Source organism: Nocardia sp. NPDC005366 (assembly GCF_040606855.1).
Classification (GTDB): Bacteria; Actinomycetota; Actinomycetes; order Mycobacteriales; family Mycobacteriaceae; genus Nocardia.
The window spans coordinates 214651-239317 of the sequence record NZ_JBEXFQ010000001.1; the positions used below are offsets into that span (position 1 = coordinate 214651).

At 66.9% G+C, this 24667-nt stretch carries 25 protein-coding genes and 1 tRNA gene; 12 read left to right on the plus strand and 14 right to left on the minus strand.

Translation table 11 applies throughout. The features are described 5' to 3' along the window. Positions 1 to 110: 110 nt before the first annotated feature. Positions 111 to 431, plus strand: coding sequence for a hypothetical protein (locus ABZS43_RS00920; protein WP_355033725.1), 321 nt, complete (start codon positions 111 to 113; stop codon positions 429 to 431). Positions 432 to 458: 27 nt separating this feature from the next. On the opposite strand, the gene ABZS43_RS00925 is transcribed toward ABZS43_RS00920, so the two are convergent. Beyond that, complete coding sequence (locus ABZS43_RS00925) at positions 459 to 815, minus strand: excalibur calcium-binding domain-containing protein (protein WP_355033726.1); 357 nt, start codon at positions 813 to 815, stop codon at positions 459 to 461. A 267-nt stretch (positions 816 to 1082) separates the two neighbouring features. Here ABZS43_RS00925 and ABZS43_RS00930 point away from each other — a divergent pair, with 267 nt between their 5' ends. Beyond that, positions 1083 to 1751 (plus strand): DUF4389 domain-containing protein, encoded by a 669-nt coding sequence (locus ABZS43_RS00930; RefSeq protein ID WP_355033727.1) that lies wholly within the window; start codon positions 1083 to 1085, stop codon positions 1749 to 1751. 47 nt (positions 1752 to 1798) lie between these two features. Here ABZS43_RS00930 and ABZS43_RS00935 read toward each other — a convergent pair whose 3' ends face one another. Genes ABZS43_RS00935 through ABZS43_RS00945 form a run of 3 tightly spaced genes read right to left on the minus strand, consistent with a single transcriptional unit; the run spans position 1799 to position 4474 of the window. Next, entirely contained in the window at positions 1799 to 2797 is a 999-nt protein-coding gene (locus ABZS43_RS00935) for an ATP-binding cassette domain-containing protein (RefSeq protein WP_355033728.1), read from the minus strand. After that, complete coding sequence (locus ABZS43_RS00940) at positions 2794 to 3627, minus strand: ABC-2 family transporter protein (RefSeq protein ID WP_355033729.1); 834 nt, start codon at positions 3625 to 3627, stop codon at positions 2794 to 2796. The genes ABZS43_RS00935 and ABZS43_RS00940 overlap by 4 nt, the downstream gene beginning before the upstream one ends. Beyond that, entirely contained in the window at positions 3620 to 4474 is an 855-nt protein-coding gene (locus tag ABZS43_RS00945) for an ABC-2 family transporter protein (protein WP_355033730.1), read from the minus strand. Before ABZS43_RS00945 ends, ABZS43_RS00940 begins: the two co-directional genes overlap by 8 nt. A 169-nt stretch (positions 4475 to 4643) precedes the next feature. Between ABZS43_RS00945 and ectB the strand changes: the two genes are divergently transcribed. Together ectB and ABZS43_RS00955 are read left to right on the plus strand one after the other, a co-directional pair. Next, positions 4644 to 5903 (plus strand): diaminobutyrate--2-oxoglutarate transaminase, encoded by a 1260-nt coding sequence (gene ectB, locus ABZS43_RS00950; protein WP_355033731.1) that lies wholly within the window; start codon positions 4644 to 4646, stop codon positions 5901 to 5903. A 103-nt stretch (positions 5904 to 6006) separates the two neighbouring features. Then, positions 6007 to 6864 (plus strand): NAD-dependent protein deacetylase, encoded by an 858-nt coding sequence (locus ABZS43_RS00955; protein WP_355033732.1) that lies wholly within the window; start codon positions 6007 to 6009, stop codon positions 6862 to 6864. 36 nt (positions 6865 to 6900) lie between these two features. Here ABZS43_RS00955 and ABZS43_RS00960 read toward each other — a convergent pair whose 3' ends face one another. After that, entirely contained in the window at positions 6901 to 7545 is a 645-nt protein-coding gene (locus ABZS43_RS00960; RefSeq protein ID WP_355033733.1) for a helix-turn-helix domain-containing protein, read from the minus strand. A gap of 91 nt (positions 7546 to 7636) precedes the next feature. Here ABZS43_RS00960 and ABZS43_RS00965 point away from each other — a divergent pair, with 91 nt between their 5' ends. The 4 genes from ABZS43_RS00965 to ABZS43_RS00980 all read left to right on the plus strand — a co-directional run bounded on the left by ABZS43_RS00965 (position 7637) and on the right by ABZS43_RS00980 (position 10989). Further along, complete coding sequence (locus ABZS43_RS00965; RefSeq protein WP_355033734.1) at positions 7637 to 8164, plus strand: ester cyclase; 528 nt, start codon at positions 7637 to 7639, stop codon at positions 8162 to 8164. 167 nt (positions 8165 to 8331) lie between these two features. After that, positions 8332 to 8655 (plus strand): hypothetical protein, encoded by a 324-nt coding sequence (locus ABZS43_RS00970; RefSeq protein ID WP_355033735.1) that lies wholly within the window; start codon positions 8332 to 8334, stop codon positions 8653 to 8655. Continuing rightward, positions 8652 to 9995 carry a hypothetical protein gene (locus tag ABZS43_RS00975; RefSeq protein ID WP_355033736.1) on the plus strand — a complete coding sequence of 448 codons (1344 nt, stop codon included), beginning with the start codon at positions 8652 to 8654 and terminating at the stop codon, positions 9993 to 9995. The genes ABZS43_RS00970 and ABZS43_RS00975 overlap by 4 nt, the downstream gene beginning before the upstream one ends. After that, the gene (locus ABZS43_RS00980; RefSeq protein WP_355033737.1) at positions 9982 to 10989 is read left to right on the plus strand and encodes a hypothetical protein; all 1008 of its coding nucleotides are present in this window, start codon (positions 9982 to 9984) and stop codon (positions 10987 to 10989) included. Before ABZS43_RS00975 ends, ABZS43_RS00980 begins: the two co-directional genes overlap by 14 nt. A 20-nt stretch (positions 10990 to 11009) precedes the next feature. On the opposite strand, the gene ABZS43_RS00985 is transcribed toward ABZS43_RS00980, so the two are convergent. Then, on the minus strand, positions 11010 to 12206 hold the full coding sequence (locus ABZS43_RS00985) for a cation:proton antiporter (protein WP_355033963.1): 1197 nt from the start codon (positions 12204 to 12206) through the stop codon (positions 11010 to 11012). A gap of 10 nt (positions 12207 to 12216) precedes the next feature. Beyond that, positions 12217 to 12699 carry a TrkA C-terminal domain-containing protein gene (locus tag ABZS43_RS00990; protein ID WP_355033738.1) on the minus strand — a complete coding sequence of 161 codons (483 nt, stop codon included), beginning with the start codon at positions 12697 to 12699 and terminating at the stop codon, positions 12217 to 12219. A 126-nt stretch (positions 12700 to 12825) separates the two neighbouring features. Here ABZS43_RS00990 and ABZS43_RS00995 point away from each other — a divergent pair, with 126 nt between their 5' ends. Together ABZS43_RS00995 and ABZS43_RS01000 are read left to right on the plus strand one after the other, a co-directional pair. Next, entirely contained in the window at positions 12826 to 13722 is an 897-nt protein-coding gene (locus tag ABZS43_RS00995; RefSeq protein WP_355033739.1) for an ATP-binding cassette domain-containing protein, read from the plus strand. Further along, positions 13719 to 14906: an ABC transporter permease gene (locus ABZS43_RS01000; RefSeq protein ID WP_355033740.1), complete on the plus strand. Its 1188-nt coding sequence runs from the start codon at positions 13719 to 13721 to the stop codon at positions 14904 to 14906. Before ABZS43_RS00995 ends, ABZS43_RS01000 begins: the two co-directional genes overlap by 4 nt. 23 nt (positions 14907 to 14929) lie before the next feature. Here ABZS43_RS01000 and ABZS43_RS01005 read toward each other — a convergent pair whose 3' ends face one another. From ABZS43_RS01005 to ABZS43_RS01020, 4 genes are all read right to left on the minus strand, one after another. Beyond that, on the minus strand, positions 14930 to 15274 hold the full coding sequence (locus ABZS43_RS01005) for a hypothetical protein (RefSeq protein WP_355033741.1): 345 nt from the start codon (positions 15272 to 15274) through the stop codon (positions 14930 to 14932). A 78-nt stretch (positions 15275 to 15352) separates the two neighbouring features. Further along, entirely contained in the window at positions 15353 to 16027 is a 675-nt protein-coding gene (locus tag ABZS43_RS01010) for a L,D-transpeptidase family protein (protein WP_355033742.1), read from the minus strand. A gap of 136 nt (positions 16028 to 16163) precedes the next feature. Next, the gene (locus ABZS43_RS01015; RefSeq protein WP_355033743.1) at positions 16164 to 17681 is read right to left on the minus strand and encodes a phosphatase PAP2 family protein; all 1518 of its coding nucleotides are present in this window, start codon (positions 17679 to 17681) and stop codon (positions 16164 to 16166) included. Positions 17682 to 17821: 140 nt separating this feature from the next. Then, positions 17822 to 19897, minus strand: a complete 2076-nt coding sequence (locus tag ABZS43_RS01020) for an acyltransferase family protein (RefSeq protein ID WP_355033744.1) — start codon at positions 19895 to 19897, stop codon at positions 17822 to 17824. 209 nt (positions 19898 to 20106) lie between these two features. On the opposite strand from ABZS43_RS01020, the gene ABZS43_RS01025 reads away from it, so the two are divergent. Continuing rightward, the gene (locus tag ABZS43_RS01025) at positions 20107 to 20352 is read left to right on the plus strand and encodes a hypothetical protein (RefSeq protein WP_355033745.1); all 246 of its coding nucleotides are present in this window, start codon (positions 20107 to 20109) and stop codon (positions 20350 to 20352) included. A gap of 6 nt (positions 20353 to 20358) precedes the next feature. Here the strand turns inward: ABZS43_RS01025 and ABZS43_RS01030 are convergent, their stop codons facing one another. From ABZS43_RS01030 to ABZS43_RS01040, 3 genes are all read right to left on the minus strand, one after another. Beyond that, the gene (locus tag ABZS43_RS01030) at positions 20359 to 21216 is read right to left on the minus strand and encodes a sterol desaturase family protein (RefSeq protein WP_355033746.1); all 858 of its coding nucleotides are present in this window, start codon (positions 21214 to 21216) and stop codon (positions 20359 to 20361) included. A gap of 2 nt (positions 21217 to 21218) precedes the next feature. Further along, entirely contained in the window at positions 21219 to 21932 is a 714-nt protein-coding gene (locus tag ABZS43_RS01035; RefSeq protein ID WP_355033747.1) for a GntR family transcriptional regulator, read from the minus strand. A gap of 196 nt (positions 21933 to 22128) precedes the next feature. After that, a tRNA-Arg gene (locus ABZS43_RS01040) sits at positions 22129 to 22202 on the minus strand. Between the two features lie 209 nt (positions 22203 to 22411). Here ABZS43_RS01040 and ABZS43_RS01045 point away from each other — a divergent pair. Beyond that, on the plus strand, positions 22412 to 24454 hold the full coding sequence (locus ABZS43_RS01045; protein WP_355033748.1) for a cytochrome c oxidase assembly protein: 2043 nt from the start codon (positions 22412 to 22414) through the stop codon (positions 24452 to 24454). Positions 24455 to 24667 lie beyond the last annotated feature (213 nt).

Here is a 24667-nt window from a genome sequence, read left to right on the forward strand (position 1 = left end):
GATGAGCCTCGGTATCGAATATCGCGGGACGGCCCCGGTGAGCGTATGGGCGGCAATCACGACGGCAAGGCGGCTGCGGACCCGCTCGCGATCGGCTAGCCTCGGTATTCGTGCCCGCCTACGTGTCCTCGCCCGAGCTGACATTCGGCTTCCTGTTCGCGCTGGAAGACCCGGAGCGAATCGCGGAGGTCGTGCGCAAGCTCATCGAACGGAAGACGGTGTCGGTCTTCCGGCTGGCGCGCCTGTCCGATGACGACGGCCCGCCCGAGCGGTATGTGGTGAACTGGGCGACGATTCCGCAGATTTCCATCACCACCGTTGTTCCGGACGAGGAAGAGTTCCGGGCCAATCGGGTGATGCTGGTCAACGCGTTCCTGAGCGAGAGCGGCGAGGTGAGTCTGTATTCCGCGACCGGTCGGACTCCCGATTGACCTCTCGCGCGGTGCACACCCGTGCGCTCAGCGTGTTCTGGTGGGAGTGCGCGTCGGTGTACTCGCGCGCGGAGTGGTCGTCCTCGGCGTCGTCGTGCGGGACACGGGGCGGGTGGCGCAGGCGGTGCCGTCCTCTTTGCCGTCGAGTTTGTCCAGGGCCGCCGAATATCCGCTGTCGCCGCGTTTCAACGGGGCCCGGCCTGCGGCCCAGGCTTGCTCGCAGTCCTGGAATTGACGCGCCGTCGTGGTCGCGGTGGCGACCGGGCCGTGTGCGGTCGAGTGCCGATTCTTCTTGCTCTTACCGCATCCGCTCATGGTCAGCACGAGTACGACGACCAGTGCGACACCGAGGGCGAGTACGGCAGGACGGGACGTGCGCGTCATGGATTTACCCCCGGGACAACAGCTTCTGATATCGACCGGTCAGTATCGCGGTGACGGTGCGGCAGCGCAACCGGGGTGCGCGTGCCATTCGGGGTGCCCGTGACATCGAAGCGCTGGACCGAGTCGCCGACGAGAGTGAGTGTCGGGCGCTCCGATTCGTTGGCGTGTCGGTATCGGAACGTGGTCGGGACATTCCTCCGATAAGGGACAATTCGACTGTTGGCCTACGGTGTGCCGCCGCATCGAAGCCCGGAAGGAGCGTCGATCATGGAAATGGAACTCGAGAAGCCGGTCAGTTCCGCGAGTCCGGTTCGCGTCAGAGGTGATCTGGATCCCGCGCTGTCGCGATGGATGTGGCTGGTCAAATGGATCTTGGCCATTCCGCACTATATTGTGCTGTTCTTCCTGCATATCGGATGGTTCGTCGTCACGGTGATCGCGTTCTTCGCGATCCTGTTCACCGGGAAGTATCCACGCGGGCTCTTCGATTACTCGATCGGTGTGCTCAGGTGGGGCTGGCGGGTCGGCTTCTACGCGTGGTCGCCGCTGGGTACGGATAGATACCCGCCGTTCAGCCTGGCGTCGGACGCGAACTATCCCGCGGATCTGGAGGTCGACTACCCCGAGCGGCTGCATCGCGGATTGGTGCTGGTCAAGTGGTGGTTGCTGGCTATTCCGCACTACCTGGTCATCATGGTTTTCGTCGGCGGGTCCAACAGCGTCTCCGACGACTATGCCGTTTCCTGGCCGTCCCTGCTGGGTGTTCTCGCGTTGATCGCCGTCATCGGCCTGCTGTTCACCGGCGTATATCCCAAGGGGCTGTTCGACTTCTCGGTGGGCGCCAACCGATGGATGCTGCGAGTGGCGGTCTATGCCGCCCTGCTGCGCGACGAATACCCGCCGTTCCGGCTCGACCAGGGGCCGCGTGAACCCTGACTCGACCTGGTAGCGAAGATTCGGCCCCAATCCGCCCGTCGACTCGATCAACGGGCGGATTCGTATATCCGCCGGACGATGTCCTCGATCTCGGGTTCCTCGATGGACAGGTCGCGCACCTGGGCCCTGTCGGATACCGCGGCGAGTAATCGGGCCGCGGTTGTCGTCTCGGCGTCGAAGGCCAATCGCTGGCGCATTCCTTCGCCTTCGCTGGTGAGCAATTCCGCGGCACACGGCAAGTCGACCAGATCGGGTGTCGGCTCGGCCAGATCGACCACGAGCACTCGGCGCGCCCCGACCGTCGCGCCGAGTCCGGGCAGTGACCCGTCGTAGACCAGGCTGCCGTGGTCGACGACGAGCACGCGGTCGCAGAGCCGCTCGATATCGCCCATATCGTGGGTGGTGAGCAGCAGCGTCGTGCCACGGTCGGCCCGTTCCGCGCGCAGGAATTCGCGCAGCCGCTGTTTGGACAGCACATCGAGGCCGATGGTCGGCTCGTCCAGGATCACCAGTTCGGGGGAGTGCAGCAGTGCCGCGGCGACTTCGGCGCGCATCCGCTGCCCGAGGGAGAGTTGGCGCACCGGGGTGTCGAGCGTTTCGGCCATTTCCAGCTGTTCGACCAGTTCGTAGGTGCGCTTGCGGGTGATGTCGGGGTCGAGCCGGTGGATGGCGGCCAGGATCGAAAAGGATTCGCGCAGGGGCAGATCCCACCACAGTTGGGAGCGTTGCCCGAAGACGACGCCGATCCGCGAGGCGAGTCTGCGACGCTGACGCACCGGTTCCAGGCCGCAGGTGCGCACCGTGCCTGCCGTCGGAACGAGAATGCCGGTCAGCATCTTGATGGTGGTGGATTTGCCCGCGCCGTTCGCTCCGATGTAGCCCACCGCGGCGCCGCGCTCGATCCGGAAGGTCATGCTGTCGACGGCGGTGAGAGTGTCACGTGTGCGGCGCCACCTGCGGCCGTTTCGGCGATAGAGTGTGAATTCCCTTGTGAGATTTTCGATATCGATGATGGTGTCCGATAAGTCGCTGGCCGCCACGCTCACCCGCCGCCTCCCTGGTAGTGCCGAGTGCCGATTCGCCACAGGCAGAGCGCGAGTAGCCAAACCCATATCGCCGCGACCGGGGTCAACCAGGCAAGCCAGGAGGGCAGCAGTGGTGGTCCGGGTAGCCGGAGCAGGGCGATGGTGGGTAGGTACGCCGTGAACGAGACCGGGATCGCGAACCCGAACAGGATTTTCAGCGGTGCTGGAAAGACCGAGGCGGGCTGCATCGCGGCGAAGGACCCGCCGTAGGTGAAGCTGTTCGTGAGTTCCGCGCCGTCGATCAGGAAGAATTGCAGTCCGGCCGCGCAAACGAAGATCCCGCCGAAGATCAGGATTCCCCCGATCACGGTGATGGCGAGCATGGCGAATGCGGCAGGCCCCCAAAGGATATCGTTGCGAACGAGACCGATGACGAGCACCGCGATCGCGACGGCGGCGCGCGCGAGACGGCGCAACGAGATATCGCTGGTGATGAGTTGCGCCAGCAGCGGCTGCGGGCGCAGGTGGAAGGCGTCGAGGGTGCCGAGCCGGATCAGCGTCGGCAGGGAATCGAGGTGGCCGACCGTGACCTGCGCCAGCGCGAACGCGGTGTTGCTCAGCCCGAACAGCAGCAGCGCGCCGTCGAGGTCGAGGCCGCCGAGCACCTTCACCGTGTGAAAAATGACCCAGACCTCGGCGAATTCGATCAGGCCGATCAGGAAGGCGCTGAAAACCTCACTGGCGAAGGACAATCTATAGGCCTGCTGGGCGCGAATGCGCGAGCGCAGCACGGCGATGTAGGGGGTGAAGCGGGTACCGGCCGGCGCGGTCAGCAGCGGGAGCTCAGCCACCCTGCACCTCCAGCCTGCGGCGGCCCGCCGCCAGTAGCACCCGACCGATGATGCCGATCAGCACCACCCAAACCACCTGCGTGGCAACGACCGCGATCGCCTCCGAACCGAGGACGCGACCGGAGAGGATATCGATCGGCGCCTGCAGGATCGACGGGAACGGGGTGGCGTGCGCGAGCGCGCGCAGCCATTCCGGGAACATGTGGACCGGCACGAACAACCCGGCCAGAAACGTGCCGCAAATCTGGTATAGCACCCGGATGCCACGGGTCTCCACCACCCAGAAACCGATCAGGCCAACAGCGAATAACGACAGGAACGACAGGGCGACCGCGCATAACACCGAGATCGCGCCGAGCAGATACGGCCCGGGTGTGCGCGGCATCGCGAGTCCGAAGGTGAGGTAACCGAAGACGACGCTTGGTATGCCGCGGGGGATCAGCGTGCAGGCCGCGCGGCCGAGATCGGAAGCCAGATAGGCGAGTTGCACGTCGACCGGGCGCAGGAAATCGACCGCGATATCGCCGTTCTTCACCCGGTCCACCAATTCCAGTGGCGGACCCATGAACTGCGTCGCGCCGAGCAGGGCCTGCGACAGCCAGACGTAGGCGCCGATGGAACCCTCGTCGTAACCGCCGAAATCGCCCGCGGCACGCACGGCCGCCAACATCACCGCGGCGCGGACCAGCCCGAACACGCAGTTGGTGAACAGGCCGGCGAACATCGCCAACTTGTATTGGGACTGGCGGCGGAATCCCGCGACGGCGAGATGTCGGTACACCCGCGCCGTTCGCCGCGCGCGCATGGCAACGGCCAGCCATTCCACCCCCTCCGCACCGCCGCGCACAAGGAGTCAACTTTAGTTCGACGGTGTGGGCATACGCGAGGATTCCACGCCTCTTTTCGGAAACTGCTACATACCTGACGCGTCAGTGTTAGAAACACAATCGCTTCAGATTGGTGTTCGCACCGCCGCGTGTAGGCAGAACCGCTCGTCCCGACAGGAAGGATCGCCGATGACTGTCGCCGAGATGACCGTTTTCGAAACACTCGAATCGAACGTTCGCGGCTACTGTCGATCCTGGCCGACGGTCTTCGCCACCGCGAGCGGTAGCTGGTTGCGTGACGAGCAGGGCCGCGAGTACCTGGACTTCTTCGCGGGCGCGGGTTCGTTGAACTACGGGCACAACAACCCGATCCTGAAACGAGCGCTGCTCGAATACATCGCGGGCGACGGCATCACCCACGGGCTCGATATGTCGACGATCGCCAAACGTTCGCTGCTCGAGGCGCTGCGCGACCTCGTCCTCGTACCGCGCCAATTGGACTACAAGGTCCAATTCCCCGGACCGACGGGAGCCAACGCGGTGGAGGCGGCGCTGAAATTGGCGCGCAAGATCACCGGCCGCCAGACCATCCTCAACTTCACCAACGCCTTCCACGGCATGTCCCTCGGCGCGCTCTCGGTGACCGGCAACGCCGCCAAACGGGCCGGGGCGGGGGTGCCGCTGGTCCACGCGACGCCGATGCCATACGACGGCTACCTCGGCGGCGACGCCGAGCTGCGGTGGATGCGCCGCGCCATCGACGATTCCTCTTCCGGCCTGGACAAACCCGCTGCGGTGATCGTCGAAACGGTCCAGGGTGAAGGCGGAGTGAACGTCGCGCGCGCCTCCTGGCTGCGCCAACTCGCCGAACTGTGCTCCGCCCGCGGCATTCTGCTGATCGTCGACGATATCCAGATGGGCTGCGGGCGGACCGGTCCGTTCTTCTCCTTCGAGATCGCGGGTATCACCCCGGATATCGTCACGTTGTCCAAGTCGATCGGTGGCTACGGGCTGCCTATGGCGCTCGTGCTGTTCCGGCCGGAACTCGACCAGTGGACCCCCGGGGAGCACAACGGAACCTTCCGAGGCAATAACGCCGCCTTCGTCACCGCGCGCGTCGCCCTGGAACAGTACTGGTCCGACGGGGCGCTGGAATCCACGACGACGATCAAGGGCGAGCGGGTACGCGCCGCGCTGGCGGAGCTGGCGAGTGCGCACAGCGGGCTGTCCACCCGGGGGCGCGGACTGGTGCACGGTCTCGTCTTCGAGGACGCGTCGCGGGCCGCGAAGGTGTGCAGGCTGGCCTTCGAACGCGGACTGCTGGTGGAAACCTCCGGTTCCGAGGACGAGGTCATCAAACTGCTTCCCCCGCTGACCATTTCCGATGACGAGATCGAACACGGATTGTCCGTGCTCGCGGGGGCGGTCGGCGCAATCTACGCGGGATGAGCCTACGGCGGGGCCGCACCGAGGCGGTTCGGGCCGACGGCCCGTCGCGCGCAGGATCGGCACCTCGGCCCCGGCGGCGCCGTGTCGCCGTACCCTGAATTCCATGTCGGAGCTCACCGAACCGGAGATCGCGCGGCTGCTCGCGCTGGTCGACGGCCACCGGGTCGCGGTGCTGACCGGCGCCGGGGTCTCGACCGACAGCGGGATTCCCGATTACCGCGGTCCCGCCTCGCCGCCGCGCACGCCGATGACCTATCAGCAGTTCGTCGGCGATCCGGTTTTCCGGCAGCGGTACTGGGCCCGCAATCACCTCGGCTGGCGGCATATGGACGCCGCTCGCCCGAATCCGGGGCATCGGGCGCTGGCCCGACTGGAACGACTGGGTGTGGTGACTGGTCTCATCACCCAGAACGTCGACCTGCTGCACACCAAGGCGGGACACCGCCGGGTTCTCGACCTGCACGGCAGCTATGCCCGCGTGCGCTGCCTCGGCTGCGAGGCCCTGATGTCCCGGATGTCACTCGCCGACAGACTGGAGGCCGCGAACCCTGGATTCGGCGCGCGCATGTCCGTCACGGGTGTCGAGGTGGCACCCGACGCCGACGCGATCGTCGCCGATACCGCCGATTTCCGGATGGTCGACTGTGAACGCTGCGGCGGCATGCTCAAACCCGACATCGTCTACTTCGGCGAGAATGTCCCGCGTGACCGGGTCGCCGCCGCATTCGCCCTCGTCGACGCCGCCGACCTGCTGCTGGTGGCGGGTTCCTCCCTCACCGTGATGTCGGGTCTTCGCTTCGCTCGTCACGCCGCCAAGCAGGGCAAACCGGTGGTCATCCTCAACCGCGGGAATACGCGAGCCGACGATCTGGCGACGCTCGCTCTCGACGCGAGTTGTTCCGCCACGCTCTGCGTCCTCGCCGATCACTTCGGCGCGGCGGCACTGCGCACCGCGATGTAGACGCGGTTCGGCGAGCGTGGAGCCCAAGGGCAATGCTCACTCCGGTCCGAGCAACGCGTCGGCGGCGGCGGTGCCGAGCCATTGCTGGTATTTGTCCCAGCCCCATCCGCGACGATTGGTCAGTCGGTCGGCGAGTTCGGGCGCGGTGAGCGCCCACAGCGTATCGGCGGCCTCCTCCGGATCGAGACCGTCGCGAAGGCCGAAACGTTGTGCCAGGTGGCGGACGGCATTTCCGGTGCCGATGGCGCGTTCGTTCTCGATGGTGTCGGTGAAGGCGCGCAGTTCGGCGTCGCCGGTCGCGGCCTGGGCCAGCGCCATCGACACGAGCGGCAGCGCGCGCTCGGCGAGTAGCCGCGAGATCGCGGTATAGCGGGCGAGGCATTCGCGGCCGGATTCGGCCTCGATCATGGCGACGAACATCGGCCGCTGCGCCATCGGGATCGGTTCGTCGTCCCCGGCGAGCATGGTGTCGTAGACGGCCTTGAGCAGCGCTGCCTTGCCGCCGACCACGTTGTAGATGGTCTGCACGCTGACTCCGGCGGACGCCGCGACGCCGGTCAGCGTGGTGCCGAGGTAGCCGTGTTCGAGGAATTCCGCGCGGGCCGCGTCGAGGACCCTGCCTCGGGTCAGCTCGGTCTGTTTGGTGCGCAATTCCGTGGCGTAGCGACGTTTCTCGGCCACCCGTACTCCTCGTGAAAATTGTCGTTGACAGTTCGATGGAATGATGTTCAAACTAATTGTATCCAGTTCCAATCCGAAGACGGAGACTCGTATGACCCACACCGACCTGGACATCAAGAATCTCGCGATCCGCAGCATGCGGATCATGGCAGACGGTTCGCTCGCGGATTTCGAGGCGATCGTGCACCCGCGCGCCCACAACAGGGAGGGCGTCTCGGAGCCGCCCGCCTGCCGCGCGGCCGGACCGGCCGCGTTCTACGCCACCGCGCTCTGGCTGCGCGGAGCCTATTCCGATCTGCGCTGGGAGATCCACGAGGTGATCGCCGAGGGTGATCTGGTCGTCGTGCACGCCACCATGTCGGGGCGGCAGACCGGGACCTTCGTCGCCTATGACGCCGACGGCGGTGTCGCACAGGCGTTCCCGGCCACGGGCAAATCCTTCGCGACCACACAGACGCACTGGCTGCGACTGGCCGATGGCATGGTCGTCGAACACTGGGCCAACCGCGACGACCTCGGCACCGCGACCCAACTCGGCTGGGCCCCACCGTCACCGGCGTATCTGTTCCGCATGCGCCGCGCAACCGGCAAGGCGCGCCGCGACGCCGCGCGGAGTTGAGGCGATAGGAGATTGCGCGACCAGGCCGAACACGGCCGGAGTGGGGGGATCGGGAGCGCGATAGGCGTGTGCGCGGGTACGCTCGCTGTGTCGAATCATGCCGCGACATCGAACTATTGGTTTCTGATTATCGGTTTCTGATTATCGGTTTCGGTGAAGGGGGAACAGTGGACGCGCTGAAGCTCGACCCGGCGGCGGTGGCCGCCTACACCACGACCGCGGAGAGTGTGTCGCAACAGCTGGCGTCAGCCGCGGCTGTCGCGGCCGAGGCCGTGCACACGGAGCGGCTGGCCGCCGACCTCGGACTGGTCGGCGCCCAGTTCGCGGCGCGGTTCACCGAAGCCGTCGCGCAGCATTCGCAGGCGTTGTCGACCGCGGGCCAGCTGGTAGCGGCCTACGGCCAGGTACTGCGCTCCTACAGCGAGGCCGCGCAGGACGTCGACTCCGAGACCGCGGGCGGGTTGGCCAGGACCGGGGAGGAATTGGCATGAGGCGACTACGCAGACGCGCTTCCGACACCGACGCGGGTTCGCTGAAAACCCTCGATCCCACCGTCGATCCACCGCTCGTGGCCGCGCTGGTCGAGCCGATCCTGAAACTGCGATCCTCGCTCGGCACCGGCGTCGGCACCCCGGACCAGGCCATCACCGGTGCGCTGTCGGCGGCCTCGACGCGGGCCGCCGATACCGAGCGTCCGCATCGCGAAGGTCTGTACGCGCTGGAATCCACCTGGACCTCCAACGCGGCGGATCTGGCGGTGCCGTCGCTGCGAACGACCCAGACCGAACTCGGCGAGATCTCCGATCGTGGACCGGCCTACCTCGAGGTGCTCTCCGACGCGCAGACCACCACATCGCGCGGCGCGGCGAAGGTCGACGAGATCATCGCCGATTTCCGCAGGGACGCCCGTCGGATCCTCGGCGTCGCCACCGCATCCCCGGATACCGACGCGGTGATCGAGCGGGGCGCGCAGGCGCTGCGCGACGCCATCGACACCGTGCAGTCCACCCGTTCGGAGATGGACGACCACACCCGGCGGCTGGACGCGATGGGACCGCTCACCGTTTCCTCACCCTCCGGTATCGGCGAGAACCGGACCGGCTACCAGACCCCCGATCAGACCCCCGATCAGACCCTCGGCACGAATCAATACGTGCCGGGTACCGCGACGCAGACCGCGAACGGGCAGCCGATGGATCCGGTACTCGCGGCGCAGTTGCAGGTGCAGCAGCAGTTGATCTCGGCCGGTGTCCAGTTGGGCACCGCCGGTATCAGCGCGGGCGTCGATATCGGCACCCACCTCATCGACAAGATCGTCGAGGTCGGCACGCACGCGATGGATACCGTCGCCGCCTCCGTGGACAAGGTGATCGACAAGGCGATTCCCGAGCTCATCCATCCGGGCAGCACCACCGGTGACAACAACGGCACGGGTGGCCCGACCGGCTCCAAACCCGGTGGCGGGCAATTCGATTTCGGCGGAACGGGACCGGCGGCCACGCCGAACAACAACCGCAGCACGCTGCTGCCATCCGGCCGGGACGAACCTTCGACGGCGGACGATCCGAAACCGACACCGCTGTCGCAGGCGCCCTTCGGGGGAACTGGACCGCAGCCCAACGGATCGTCGCGGCCCTCGGCGCCCGAACCCGCGCAGCAACACGGACCCACCGGCGGTATCGCGATGCCGCCACAGGCCGGCGCCAACGATCAGGAGCACAAACCGAAGGACGGCCAACTCGGCGTGACTGTCCCCGCTGTCGCGCTCGACCTCGATCCGGTGACGGTACCGGCCGCCGTCATCGGCGATTTCGGCGATGACTTCGTCTGATTCCGAAGGTTCCGGCCCCGGTCGGGACAACCCTTTCGACACCGGCTTGCCCATGCTGCGCCAGCCGGTGAAGAAACAACCCAAACGGCGACGGTCGCCAGTGCGCACCGGTCCGGCTCGTCCGGCGGACGTACCCGACTATCCGGTGGATCCGCCGGTGGAACCACCGCTGCCGGATCCGGGCCCGCTGCCCGATCGCACCCAGCGCTCCGGGGATTGGGAGCAGTGGCTCGAGCCCGCGCCCGTGCGGCAACCGGCGGCGGACCCGGTCACCCAGCCTCGGGTCCGCGTACGCACCGAGGACCCCGAATCGCAGGAGCGTGACGAGCCGGAGATTCGCGTGCCGTCGATCGTCGATCGAACCGGCGGTAATCCCGGTGTCGCCCTGCGTCATCCACGCCGCACCACCGAAGAGCAGGGTGGCGGCGGTCGACTGCTCGGCGCGCTGATCGCGGTCGGCATAGTCGTCGCACTGGTGGCCGTGGTCCTCATCGCCTTCAACGGTTCGGATAAGCAGAAGCGTCCCGCGGCGGCCGAGACCAGCCGGGGTCCCACGTCGTCCACCGCCGCCGTCACCAGGACCACCCCGGCGGGCGAACCCGCCGTCATCGCGACCCCCGGATGCGAACAGCGGCGCACCCCCGACATCGTCTCCGGCACCGATCCCGGCGGTACCACCGATGGTCCCTCGGCGATACTCGCCTTCGAACGCGCCTATTACGTCCAGCGTTCCGGCTATGCCGCGCGCGCCGTGGTCGCCGACAATTCGCCCGTTCCCGCCGCCGAACAGATCCAGCGCGGAATCAACCAGGTTCCCGTCGGCACCCTCTACTGCGTGGAGATCACCCGCGCCGAGAGCGAGGAGGGCCAGGCCCGCTGGAGGGTCCGCCTCACCCAGCAGGTTCCGGGGGAACAGCCGAGCACCTTCACCCAACTGATCACCACCCGCACCTCGGCTAATCGCACGCTGATCACCGCCATCGCGCCCGGCTGAATCGCAGGTCGGCCGGTCGGCTACTCGGGAACGGGGGCGGCCTGTCGCCGCCGCGCCAACCGATCCAGCAACCACCGCGTGATGGGTTCGACCACCCTGGCCGCGATCGGCCCGAGAATCGCCATCAGCAGGACGTAGGTGGTCGCCAGCGCGGCGAATTCGGCGGGCAGCGCGCCCGCGGTGACGGCGAGACCCGCGATGACGATGGAGAACTCGCCACGAGCGACGAGCGCGGTGCCCGCGCGGGCCCGGCCGAGTGGGCTCGCGCCCGAGCGTTGGGCCGCCCACCAGCCGGTTCCGATCTTGGTCACCATCGTGACGACGGCGAGCAGTACCGCCCAGCCCAGCACCGGCGGAATGCTGGCGGGATCGGTGCTGAGCCCGAACAGCACGAAGAACATCGCGGCGAACAGGTCGCGCAGCGGTTCGAGGATTTTCGTCGCACTGTGCGCGGTCGAATCGGAGATCGCGATACCGAGCAGGAACGCGCCGACGGCGGCCGAAACCTGCACCGCCGATGCCAGTCCAGCCACGAGCAGTGCCGCACCGAACAGTTTGAGCAGGAAGATCTCGCGGTCGTCGCTGGCGACCACTGCCGAGACATACTTGCCGAAGCGCAGGGCGACCACGAGCACGACGGTCACCGCCACCAGCGCGATACCGAGGGTGGTGAGGCCGGCGACGAATCCGACACCCGCCAGCACCGCCGTGAGCGCGGGCAGATAGGCGGCCATCGCGAGATCCTCGAAAACCAGGATGGACAGGATCACCGGCGTTTCGCGGTTGCCGAGCCTGCCGAGATCGTTGAGAACCTTCGCGACGATGCCCGACGACGAGATATAGGTGACGCCCGCGAGGGCGATCGCGCCGGTGAATCCGAGTCCGAGCATCAAGGCGACGATGACGCCGGGCGTGGCGTTCAACGCGATATCGAGCAGACCGGCCGGCCACGATCTTCGCATCCCCGTGACCAATTCGGCCGCGGTGTATTCCAGTCCGAGGAGCAGCAGCAGCAGGACGACGCCGATTTCACTGGCGAGATGGATGAATTCGTCGACCTCGTGTAATTCGATCAGACCGCCCGTGCCGAAGACGAGTCCGCCGATGAGATAGAGCGGGATCGGTGACAGCCCTATTCTCGCCGCGACGCGGCCGAGCACACCGAGGCCGAAGAACACCGCGCCCAATTGAATCAATGCCAGCGCGGTTCCGTCCACTACCATCGGCTCAGCCGTCTGCGAGTAGTCCGGCGGCGGCGTCGAGGCCCGCGGCGGTTCCGACGGCGATCAGCAGATCGCCCGCGGTGAAGACGAATTCGGGCCCGGGTGAAGGGTGTACTTGACCGGCGCGCATCACCGCGACGATGGAGACACGTGTCCTCGTCCGCATTTCGGTCTCGCCGAGGGTGCGCCCGTCGTACGGCGAACCGGCCAGGACCGGAAGCGTCCTGGTGTTCACACCCTCGATGTCACGGTGTTCCTCGCGCAGTTGGGCAACCAGTTGCGGCGCGCCGAGCAGGTTGGCGAGCACCCTCGCCTCATTTCCCGACAGCGGGATCTGCACCGTCTTGTCCGGATCCGCTTCCGTGGTGAAGATCAGATCTACGGTGCCGTCCCTGCGGTCGACCACCCCGACCCGGCGACGCTCGCCCTTCAATGAGAATTCTTTACGCACGCCGATTCCCGGCAGCGGTGTCACCTCTACGTTCACCCCACGCCCTAACGCTTAACTCCACATTACTATTACTTTACCTTACGTTCTTCCTCTCCTCCGGTGCGGCGTCCGTGCGGGAACACGCCGACACCTCGCCCCCGTCGGTAAGGTGGAATTCTATCGATGCGGATAGGGGAGTTGATGCTGGAAATCGCGCACCTGTTTCGCCGGTTCGGGGAGCACGTGGCGGTGAACGACGTGTCGTTCGATGTGGTTCCGGGGGCCCTCACCGGATTCGTCGGCGGCAACGGCGCGGGCAAGACCACTACCATGCGGATGATCATGGGAGTCCTGGCCACCCACGGGGGTGAAGTCCGGTGGCGGGGACGCCCGGTGACGGTCGCCGATCGCCGATCGTTCGGATACATGCCCGAAGAACGCGGTCTCTATCCGAAGCAGGCGGTCATCGACCAGTTGGTGTACCTGGCCCGGTTACGCGGCGTTCGCACCGCCGATGCCGGGCGACGAGCAGGCGAGCTGTTGCGGCGATTCGATCTCGCCGAGCGCGGTAAGGACAAGCTCGAATCGCTGTCCCTCGGGAATCAGCAGCGTGTGCAGATCGCGGCGGCCGTCATCGCGGAGCCCGCCGTACTGATCCTCGACGAACCCTTCTCCGGTCTGGATCCGGGGGCCGTCGATTCCATGGCCGCGCTGCTGCGGGAATACGCGGTGCGGGGCGTTCCCGTGCTGTTCTCGTCGCACCAGCTCGACCTGGTGGAGCGACTATGCGATCAGCTGGTGATTCTCTCGGCGGGCCGGGTGGTCGGCCGGGGTTCGGTGGCGGATCTGCGCGCGGGCGGTCGAACCAGGTACCGGCTGGTGCTCGGCGGTGACACCGGCTGGCTCGGGGGTTTCGCGGGGGTGCGGGTGCTCGAGGCGAACGGTGCGGCCGCGCTCGTGGAGTTGGCCGGGGCGAGTACCGACGATTTGCTCACCGAGGCACTGGCCCGCGGTTCGGTGCGCGAATTGGCCGAGGTGCACCAGTCCGTCTCGGATATCTACCGGGAGGTGACGGCATGAGAAGTCGGGAATCCGCGCCTCGCGGCGTGTGGCGCATCGTGGCCGCGCGTGAGATCGCGGTGAAACTGCGCGATCGGAATTTCCTGGTCTCCACGCTCATCACGATCGCGGCGATCGTCGCGGCACTGGTGATCAGCGCCGTCGTCACCGGTCGTCCCGCGACGATCGAGGTCGCGGTGGTCGGCGCGGACGCCGAGCAGGTGCTGCGGACCGCCGATACCCTCGCCGACGATGCGGACAAGAACGTCACCTTCGCCGCGCGAGCGGTGGCCGATGTCGCGGCGGCCGAACAGCGGGTGCGCGACGACGAGGCCGATGTCGGTCTTGTGCCCTCGGATTCGGGTTGGCGACTCCTCGGCAAAGCCGCCGAGGACGACAATGCCGCGACCTATCTCGGCGCCGCCGCCCGGCAGATCGCGCTACAGCGCAATGCCGCTGCCGCCGGTGTCTCACTCGAACAACTCGGTCGTGGTGGCGGGGTGACCTACGAACTGCTGGACAAGGGGGCGGTGGACCCAGCCCTGGCGCGGATCGTGGCGTTCGTGTTCGCGTTCCTGTTCTATATGGCGTCGTTCTTGTTCGGCATGTCCATCGCGCAGAGCGTCATCGAGGAGAAGCAGAATCGCATCGTGGAGATCCTCGCCAGTGCGATTCCCTTGCGGCAGTTGCTGATCGGCAAGGTCGCCGGAAATGCCGTGATGGCGTTCGGGCAGCTCACGCTGTTCGTCGGCGCGGGACTCATCGGATTGGCTGTCACCGGCAGAGGTGACCAGGTCGGTCAGATCGGCGGCGCGGCAGGCTGGTTCATCATCTTCTTCGTCGTCGGATTCCTGGCGCTGGCAGGCATGTGGGCCGTGGCCGGATCGCTGGCGACGCGCAGCGAGGACTTGCAGTCCACCGCTACCCCGATGTCGATTCTGATCATGATCGTGCTGTTCGCGGGCCTATTCCTCACCGGCGCAGGGCGGGTCGCGGCTTCCTACGTCCCCGTCGTCTCCATCGTCGCCATGCCGAGTCGGCTGGCCGAGGGCACCGCAGCCTGGTGGGAGCCCGTGCTCGCGTTGGCGCTGATGGCGGTGGCGGCGTACGGCATCGTTGTCGTGGCGGAGAAGATCTATCGCCGCGCGCTCATGCAGACCCAGGGGCGGCTGACGATCAGACAGGCGCTCGCCGTGCAGGATTGATGCCGATCGAGATCGCGTGGGAATCAGCCGGTGGTGGTGATACCGGTCGAAATCTTGATGACGACCTTGTCGTCGGTGACCTCCTGCACCGTGACATCGAGTCCCTGGGCGGGCTGCGTCTCCCCGACGGGAATGAGAACCTGCTGTCCGGCGATCTTCAGGGTGACCGTATTGCCGTTCACGGCAACGAGTTCCGCGTCGACACCGAGCACGCTGGCCCTGGCGTCCACGCCCCGGGTGAAGATGACTGTACATCCGCTGACGTGGCAGTCGGCGCTGCTCCCCGGCCCCTCGACGGTGCACGCACCGACTCCGGACACGGTGAGCAGGGCGAACAGGGAGAAGGCGAGCAGCCGTCGAAAACGCACGTGGACCAGTGTAGATCGCGGTTATTCATCGGGAAATGACCGTGGCGGAGCGGGACGGGTGACCTGCCGCCGGTCCGATCACCACAGGCGTCGCGCGAATCCGATTTCGATCACCGGCTTCTCGGCCGGATCCAGCCACCGCATGATGTCGCGGAGTTCGGCGGCTCCGATCGCCACGCATCCCTGTGTCGGGGTTCCATCGGTGACGTGCAGAAAGAACGCCGAGCCGAGACCGGGGATCACCGGGTTCCTGTTGTAGTCCAGCACCACGGCGTAGTCGTAGACGGGTCCCATCGCACCGAGATTCTCGCCGATGTCTTCGTCGAAAGGGCAGGTGCCGACCGGGCAGCGGGCGTGCCTGTTGTATTCCGGCGAGCGCGCGTCGGAAACCCACCAATCCGATCCGTCGACGTGCCGGTAGGGCAGTGCGGTACCGGGATCGGGTGCGATACCGAAGGCTTCGGTGAGCGCCCAGATGCCGACGGGCGTGCGCGGGACATTATCGGCGGTCAGGCCGATACCCTTGCTGCCGACGAATGCCCGGATCGGGCCGATCATCGCCTGCCATCCGGCCTGGCCTCGTTGCCACGCGGTGAGGGTCGCCGTCGTCGCGCCGGGATTGTCGGAGACTACGGTGATGACCTGGCCCGCCCCGCCGAAATACGGCAGTGGCAGACCGGTCGGCGCGCTGTCCCGAGCGCCCACCGTGGTCACGGCGACGGCCGCGATGGTCAGCAGTGTGAATTTCGACAACTGGCAACTCCCCGCGTCGGGTGGATATGCCGATGGCCAGGTGATAGCTGAACACACGCGGGTGGTCGGTGCGGGGAGGTCGGTCCCCTCGGCGATCCGCACCGCGCCGACCGCGGAGTCGAGGTGAAGGAGCGCGCTACGCGGTATCGCCGGAGGCCTTTCGCCGCCCGGCATCCCACAGTCGCGCCAGCGGCCTGCGGTGATGCGGACGCGCGCGGGTCGCCCAGCGGGGGTTCTCCTCGTCACGCCGGTACGCCGCGACCTGCCCCGCCACGGTGAACCGCAACCGACTCGCCTCGCCGAGCACCTCGCCGTCGGCGGCCACGGACTCCGGTGAGTCCAGGTGCACGATCAACTCGCGCACCTGTTTCTCGCTGTAGACCTTGCTGCGGCCGATCGCCGCGAGCATGAGCGCGAGCACCGCCCTTGTCCGTGAAAATCTCAGATCGGCGCGCAGCCAGCGCACGTCGAGTAGTCCGTCGTCGAGCTGGGAACGAAAGGCGGGAATCGCGCCGTGCGGGTGATACGCGCCGTTACCGAAGAAGACGAACCAGACGTCGTGCCACTGGTCGTTCAGCCGCACCCGGATGGGCTCGGACCGGTGCAGCGTCACCACCAGCGCGGCGGTGAAAGCAGGCCATTTGCCCCATCGGTGCTGCCACTGTTCGCGCCGCCGCACCAGATCCGGATACGCGCCGAGGCTGGCGGTATTGATCCAGTGATACGTGCGAGGTCCGTCCTCGGTCTCGAGTTCCACACCCGCGACGTCGACGGCGACAGCCTCGCCGGCACCCGTCGCGTCGATGACTTCGAGCAGGTCGTAGACGCCGAGGTCGCGGGCGAAATGGTTCAGCGTGCCGGTCGGGACGACCACGAGCGGCAATCCGTTGCGGAGCGCGACGGTGGCCGCGGCGGAGATGGTGCCGTCACCACCCGCCGCGCCGACCGCGAGCGCCCCGTCGGATTGCGCGGTCAGCGCCTCCTCCAATTGTTCGACGCAATCGCGGCCCGGCTCGGTGCGCAGCACGGTCGCCGCGGGCAAGGCGGCGGCGACATCGTCGGTCGGATCGTAGCCGGGCGCACCGGATATCGGATTGACCAGCAGCACAAGACCTTTGCCGTCGGCAAGTACCGGTGCCTCGCGCACGATACGGGCCTGCGCCTCATCGGATTCACGCACCGGCCACCAGCGCCGTGTCGCCAGAGCCACCGCGCTGCCGACAGCGGCGCCGACGGCGACATCGGAGCTCCAGTGCACCCCCGTGTGGATCCGCGAATACGCGACGGTGGCGGCCAGGGGGGCGATCGCGAGTGCGGTGCGCGGGCTCTCCAGCGCCACCGCGGTCGCGAAGGCAGCGGCGGCGGCACTGTGCCCGGAAGGGAACGACGACGAGGTGGGAGCATCGATCAGCCGCCGTGGGTGCGGCAGCAGTTCGGCCGCGGGCCTGCGGCGGGCGACGAGCGATTTCAGCACGACGTTGACGACGAAGCTCGCGCCGCCGATGGAGACCATGCCGCGCAGCGCGGCCCTGCGCGTCGCCCCCTGCCTGGTGGCGAGCGCCGCCGCGACGCCCGTCCACAGCAGGCTGTGATTCGCCGACCGGGTCAAGCGCAGCAGGCCGCGGTCCACGGCGGAGACCGGGATCTCGGCCACGGCCCGGCTCACAGCCCTGTCGAAACGACCTACCCTGTGGAATTTCCGGCCAAGCCATACGCTCACTCGATCGACATTACCCAGCGCGCCCATCGGTATTCGCCCGGCGACCGGAGTCACGGTGCGGCGACGTCGCGCGCTCACCACCATTGGGTGAGCGCACCGAGTTGTCTGCCGAGTTCGGGGGCCAGAGAGCGGGAGTAGCTGGCGGTGAGGTGATGTTCGTCGCGGTAGATGAGGATATTGCCCTCGACCACCTGGCAACGGTCCGGTCGGCATATCGCGTCGGACAGATCGAAGGGGAAGACATTGGGATAGGCCGACGCCGATTGGTCGGCCGGATTCCGCGGATCGAGCGCGGCGGTGCGCTCGATACCGCAACTGAACGCCGTCCCGCGATGGGCAAGACAGTCGACCGCGCGGTACATGATGCCGTCGCGGCGCAGCCGAGGGGTGTCCCGAATGGCAAGCACCCGCAGCCCGCGATCCGACAGCGCCGACCACACGTCGAGGAATTCGGGGGGAACCTCGTCACCGTCGGCGTGCATGCGGTAGCGGGTGCCGGTGGTGAAAACCCACTCCGGGCGGGTCTCGGCGAGGCGGTCCAGTACTTCCTCGGTCCACGCACGGCATTCCGGGAACGGGAATTCGGCGTAGGACGGTTGATCCGACAGCGTGAGCGGACAGCCCTCCTTCAAGTACGTCACCACCCGGAAACCATGTTCGTGGCCGAGCATTTCGATGGCGGGCAGCCAATGTTCGGAATGTGAGCCGCCGACCACCGCGATGGCGCGCGCGGCGTCGGGATCGCCGTACGTGCACATCCGGACTTCGCGATTCGGGGTGATACAGCCGTCGTAGGTCGGGGCAGGCGCGTCGGCCGCGGCTTCGAAGACGGTGGGGCGCATGGTCGCAGCCTTCTGCTGCACGGTATCGCTGAGCAGGGTGGCCGCGCCGGGATACTCGACGGCGTCGAGCGCCTGCGGCGGATGGGCGGGATTGGCCCGCAACAGCAACTGCCAGCCGATGGCCCCCACGAAGACGGCGGCGCCCGTCACGACGACGGCAGCGGCTACCGCACGCCGCGCCCCCGGCGAGTTCTCCATGTCCGCCACGGCGGGTGTGCGCGACCGCAGCGGCGATTCCACCAGTCGCTGGGTGAGCACGGCAAGGATCAGCGAGCAGGCGAGTATCAACAGTCCACCGCCCGGTCCCGGTGTCGCCCTGTTGTTCTCGACGAGATAGAAGATGAGCAACGGCCAGTGCCACAGATACAGCGAGTAGGCGATGGCGCCGAGTTCGACACAGGCGCGGCTCGCGAGCAGCCGGTTGGGCCATGGCTGTTCGCCGGGGGGCAGACCGGCCCCAGCCAGGATCAGCGCGATCGCCGCCGACACCGGGAACAGTGCCGCGGGACCGGGGAACAGATCGGCGCCGTCGATCAGCAGTCCGCAGGACAGCACCGCGGCCATACCGATCGCCGCCGACATGACGCGAATCGGGGCGGAGAGCCGAATCCACGGCACGGCCACCGCCACCGCGGCCCCGGCGAGCAATTCCCAGGCGCGGGCGCCGGAATCGTAGTAGTTCCAGGCCTGGTGACGTCCCGACCCCTGGGCCGCGTACCAGAACGACAGCGCGCCGAGCGCCGTGATCAGGATCAGCAGATTCGCCCTGCGCGGGTTCGGCCGCATTCCTCGGCTCAGCCACGCCCACACCCCGACCAGCAGCAGCATGGCGAGGTAGAACTGGCCCTGAATCGCCATGGACCACAGGTGCTGTAGCGGGCTCACCGACGGGTCGGCCGCCGCGTAACTCAGTTCGGCCTGCGCCAGGTACCAATTCTGGTAGTAGAGCGCCGAAGCAAGGGTTTGCGCGGAGATATCACCCCACTGGGTGTAGGGCCGCGCGAATACGGTGCCGACGATGACGGTCGCGAGGACGACAACCAGCGCGGGCAGTAGCCTGCGTGCCGTCCGGCGCAGCGTCTGCCACACCTCGACCCGGTCGGTGGTCTCGACCCGGCGCAGCACCATGCCGGTGAAGAAGAAGCCGGACAGCACGAGGAAGATGTCGACGCCGCCGGAGACCCGGCCCATCCAGATGTGGAACCCAACCACCAGGGCGATCGCGAGGCCGCGAAGCCCGTCCAGATCGTGCCGGTGGGTCGCGTCGGACTGCCGCGTCACCGTCGAACCCGATATCAGTGCGAACACCCAAGACTCCCCGCCGTGACCGCCCGACCCGCGTTTCGAGCCGGGTTTGCCGACTTTCCGAAGAACCACGAAAACGATGCCGCATCGAGCACACATCAGGCAAACCAGAGATGTATCGCGAGCGTACGCGAGGTTGCCGACAGTCGATGGGTCACCCTCTCCGGGTGATGTACCCCACCGTTTCCGGATCGAACATGGAGGCGGAACCGGTGACGACGGGAGCGGATATGGCCGACACGACGAAACGTTCGATACTGTCTCGAATCTCGCCGACCCAATGGCTGGCCCTGGTATTGACCGTGCTGGCTGTCTTCTTCGTCGTGGAGAACCGCAACCAGGTGTCGATCGAATTCCTGCTCATCGACATCACCGCCCCGATGTGGCTGATCCTGCTGGTGATGTTCGTCATCGGCTGGGGAGTCGGACGACTGAGTTACCGCCGCCGTTCCGCGTAACCGCGCTCACACCGAGGTGTCGACGCCGCCGGCTCTCGCCTCGGCGGGCATCCAGCCGGGACCGCGCAACAGGTGGCCCGCCCGGTGCCGCCACGTGCGCGCGGCGCGCAGGTCACGCCAGATGGCCGTGAATTCGTGGGTGGCCACGCGCAACGGATTGAAGGTGTCGATATTTTTCGTGAGGCCGTAGCGGACGGCCTCGGCTTCGGGCCGGAAGGTGCCGAAGATCCGGTCCCAGATGATGAGTATGCCGCCGTAGTTCCTGTCGAGGTAGTGCTCGTTGGACGCGTGATGAACGCGATGGTGCGAAGGCGTGTCGAAAACGAATTCGACAGGACGCCACAGGGTTCCGACGCGTTCGGTGTGAATGAAGAATTGATACAGCAGGCTGATGGACTGTTGCAGCACAATCATCCACGGGGGAAATCCGAGCAGGGCCAGCGGGAGCCAATAGGGCAGGGCGCTGAACGGCGTCCACGATTGACGCAATGCGGTCGAGAGGTTGTAGAACTCGCTGCTGTGATGCACGACGTGGCTGGCCCAGAGCATCCGGACCGTGTGGTGGGTGCGGTGATACCAGTAGTAGACGAAATCTTCGGCGAAGAAGAGCGCGACCCAGGTCAGCGGGTTATTCGTCGGCAGGTGCAGCGGCGACGCCAGATACACCGCGGCGTACGCCGCGATCACCACGAGTTTCCAGCCGAGGTTGATCACCACACTCCCCAACCCCATCAACACGCTGGTGCGCGCGTCGCGGAACTGGTAACCGAGTTGCTCGTCGTCGGGCCGGAGCCGGAACGATATCGCCTCGAGTGCGAGGCACAGCACGAAGACCGGTATGGCGTGGGCGATCAGGTCGAACATGGTTAGGCACTCGGTTCTTCCTGGGCGTCGACCAGACCGCTCAGCAGCGTGTACGCGAGCTCGTAGGCCGTATCGCCCTCGCGCGCGGCGATATGTTCGGCCAGTCGCCGGTGGGCTTCGGGATCGACGTATTCCTTGTTGAGACCGAGGTCGGCGATCCGCTCCATACCGATGCCGAAATACCCCGCGACCAGTGTGTTCAGCCCGAGCCGATAGGCCAGGTTGCCCGATCCGTCGAGGATCGCGACCCAGAACGCGATATCTCCCGCGACCACCGCGTCGAATTCCTCGGTCGAGTCGGGGTACGCGTCGGCCGCCGCCCGCACCGCCGCGAGTTGGACGTCATCGGCGCGTTGCGCGCACAACCGGGCCGCGTCCGCGGCGATCGATCGGCGCATCACCGCGATATCGCGCAGAATCCGCTGAGCGGGGACCGCCCCCGAACGGGCGAGCGAGGACAGGATGTCCAGCCCGGCGTTGGTGCGCCAGTCCATCACTCGCGTCTTGCCGCCCTGTGCGACCCGGACCAACCCGCTCTGCTGCAGCCGTTTGACCGCCTCGCGGACCGCGTGCCGGTTCACGTGGAAACTCTCGGCCAGCTCGCGTTCGCCTGGCAGCGCGTCCTCGGGTGCGATGCGCCCGGCCAGGATCGCGTCGACCAGCTGGCCGAAGACGACATCCGATACGGCGGTGCGGGAGACCGCGGTGAATTCCACCCGATCAGTGTGCGACCCTCAGGTCGATTGGTCAACTGGTTGGACCAGTCATTTCATAAGGCTGTGCGTCGAGCTGGGAGAACGTCATGGTGTGACGGTCGGGTGGGCGATCTTGACGTCCGAGTCGACGTTTGAGTGTTGCGATAAGTGGGTAACCACCCCGTGACCCGCGTCTGGCGAATCACGGGGTGTAGTGCGCCCCCGGCAGGAATCGAACCTGCGACCTAGGGATTAGAAGGCCCTTGCTCTATCCAACTGAGCTACGGAGGCAGTGGGTCAACTGTGGTCGACATCGACCGTGCTGTCCAGCACGGAAAGTATAGCGACCGTCCAGCTGACTAAGTTCTCGGTGTCAGCAACGTTTCAGCCACCTCGGTCGCACGGAAGGACGAGCCGACCGCGCCGGTCGACTCCGAGATCAGATTATCCGGCCGAGCCCGAACGGGCCACGCCATATTCTTCCAACTACGCTCAGTCGTATGTCGTTGCCGCAGGATCCGCCCGTCGAAACCGATGTCTCGGATGTCGGCCGGTCGAGTGCGGCGGGCAATTTCGCGGTACTGATGGTCTTCGCCGGTGCTGTCGCCGCCGTGGTCGCGGCGCTGGTGGTCGGACTGTCGGCGGCGCGGGCGTTGACGCTGCTCGGTATTCCGGATCCGGGGCCGTTGACCACCTACGGGTTGCCAGCGGTTCGGGCGCTCGCGGATCTGTGTGCGGCGCTGACAGTCGGTTCGCTGCTGTTCGCGGCATTCCTGACACCTCCGCAGGCGGATGGCCTGCTCGATGTCGGTGGCTACCGGGCGGTGCGTCGCGCGTCGCGTTTCGCCCTGCTGTGGGCCTGCTGCGCGGCGCTGCTCGTGCCGTTGACGGTGTCGGACACGACCGGACAGCCGGTCGGCCAGGTGTGGCGGCCCGAACAGTTGTGGCGAGCCATCGAACAGGTGGCGATGGCCGAGGCGTGGCGCACGACGGTGGTATTCGCGCTGATCGTTGCTGTCGGCTGTCGGCTGGCCTTGCGCTGGGGGTGGACGCCGGTGCTGTTCGGCGGCGCCATCGTGACGATGATGCCGCTGGCGCTGACCGGGCATTCGTCTTCTGGCGGTGCGCACGATCTGGCGACCAACAGCCTGATCCTGCACCTGGTCTCCGCTTCCGTGTGGGTCGGCGGACTGTTCGCGGTCCTCGCTCACGCGATGCGTGGCGGTGCGCATACCGATATCGCGGCGCGCCGGTTCTCGCTGACGGCGACCATCGCCTTCGTCGTGATCGGGATCAGCGGTGTGATCAATTCCTGGGTCAGGGTGCCGCTGGACGAACTGTTCACCACCACCTACGGCAGGCTGGTGCTCGCGAAGGCCGCGGCGCTGATCGTGCTGGGCGTGTTCGGCTATCTGCAACGCCGCGCGTCCTTGCCCGCGCTCGTCGCCGACCCGCGTGATCGCGCCGCGCTGATCCGTTTCGGCGGGGTCGAGGTAGTGATCTTCGCCGCGACCATGGGCCTGGCCGTCGGACTCGGCCGAACTCCACCGCCACCGCCGACGACCGTGCCGACCCCGGCCGAGGTGGAACTGGGCTATAGCCTGGCCGGACCGCCGACGGCGACCCGACTGCTGTTCGACTGGCGCTTCGACCTGATCTTCGGCACGTTGGCGGTCGTGCTCGCGGTGGTGTATCTGCTCGGGGTGCGGCGGCTGTGGGCGCGCGGTGACGCGTGGCCGCTCGGTCGTACGATCGCGTGGCTGTCGGGTTGCGTCGTGCTGTTGTTCGCGACTTCCTCCGGTGTCGGCCGGTATTCACCCGCGGTCTTCAGCATCCACATGGGCCAGCACATGGCGCTGTCGATGCTCGCGCCGATTCTGTTCGCCCTCGGCGGCGCGGTGACGTTGGCGCTGCGCGCTCTGCCACCCGCCGGGCGCGGCGGGGCGCCCGGTCCGCGCGAGTGGGTCCTCGCCGCGGTGCACAATCCGTACTCGCGATTCCTGACCATTCCGATCGTGGCCGCGGTGATCTTCGTCGCCGGGTTCTACGCCCTGTACATGGGCGGCATCTACGATTCGTTCGTGGATTCGCACGCCGCGCATCTGCTGATGAATCTGCATTTCCTGCTCAGCGGGTACCTGTTCTACTGGGTGGTGATCGGGATTGATCCGAAACCGCGCGAGGTGGAACCGCTCACCAAACTCGCGATGGTTTTCGGCTCGCTGCCCTTCCACGCGTTCTTCGGTATCGCGCTGATGAGCATGACCACGGTGATGGGCGGCTGGTTCTTCGGAAGTCTCGGGCTCGGCTGGAATGTCGATCTGCTCGACGATCAGCGCACCGGCGGCAGTTTCGCTTGGGCCAGCGGCGAGGTGCCACTGGTCGTGGTGATGCTCGCGCTGCTCATCCAGTGGTCGCGCGGTGACGCCAAACTGGCCAAGCGCATAGATCGCGCCGCGGATCGCGACCACGACGCCGAACTGGCCGCCTACAACGCCATGTACGCGGAGCTGGCGAAACGGGATCGCGAGGTGCGCAAGTGAATTGCGGATACCCGGTCGTGGAAGAAACCCGGTGCGAGTGAGGCGAGCGGAACGCGTCACAGTCGTGCACGATGGACCTGGACGCTCGGGTGCGCCGGTCGATCGTGAGTGAGCACAATGTGGCAGTGAGTGAACCAGGCATCGGCGCGGGCCGCCGCGATTCGGGTGTCCCTGCGCCCGGACGCCCGATTCGCCGGAGCGGATGCGGTATTC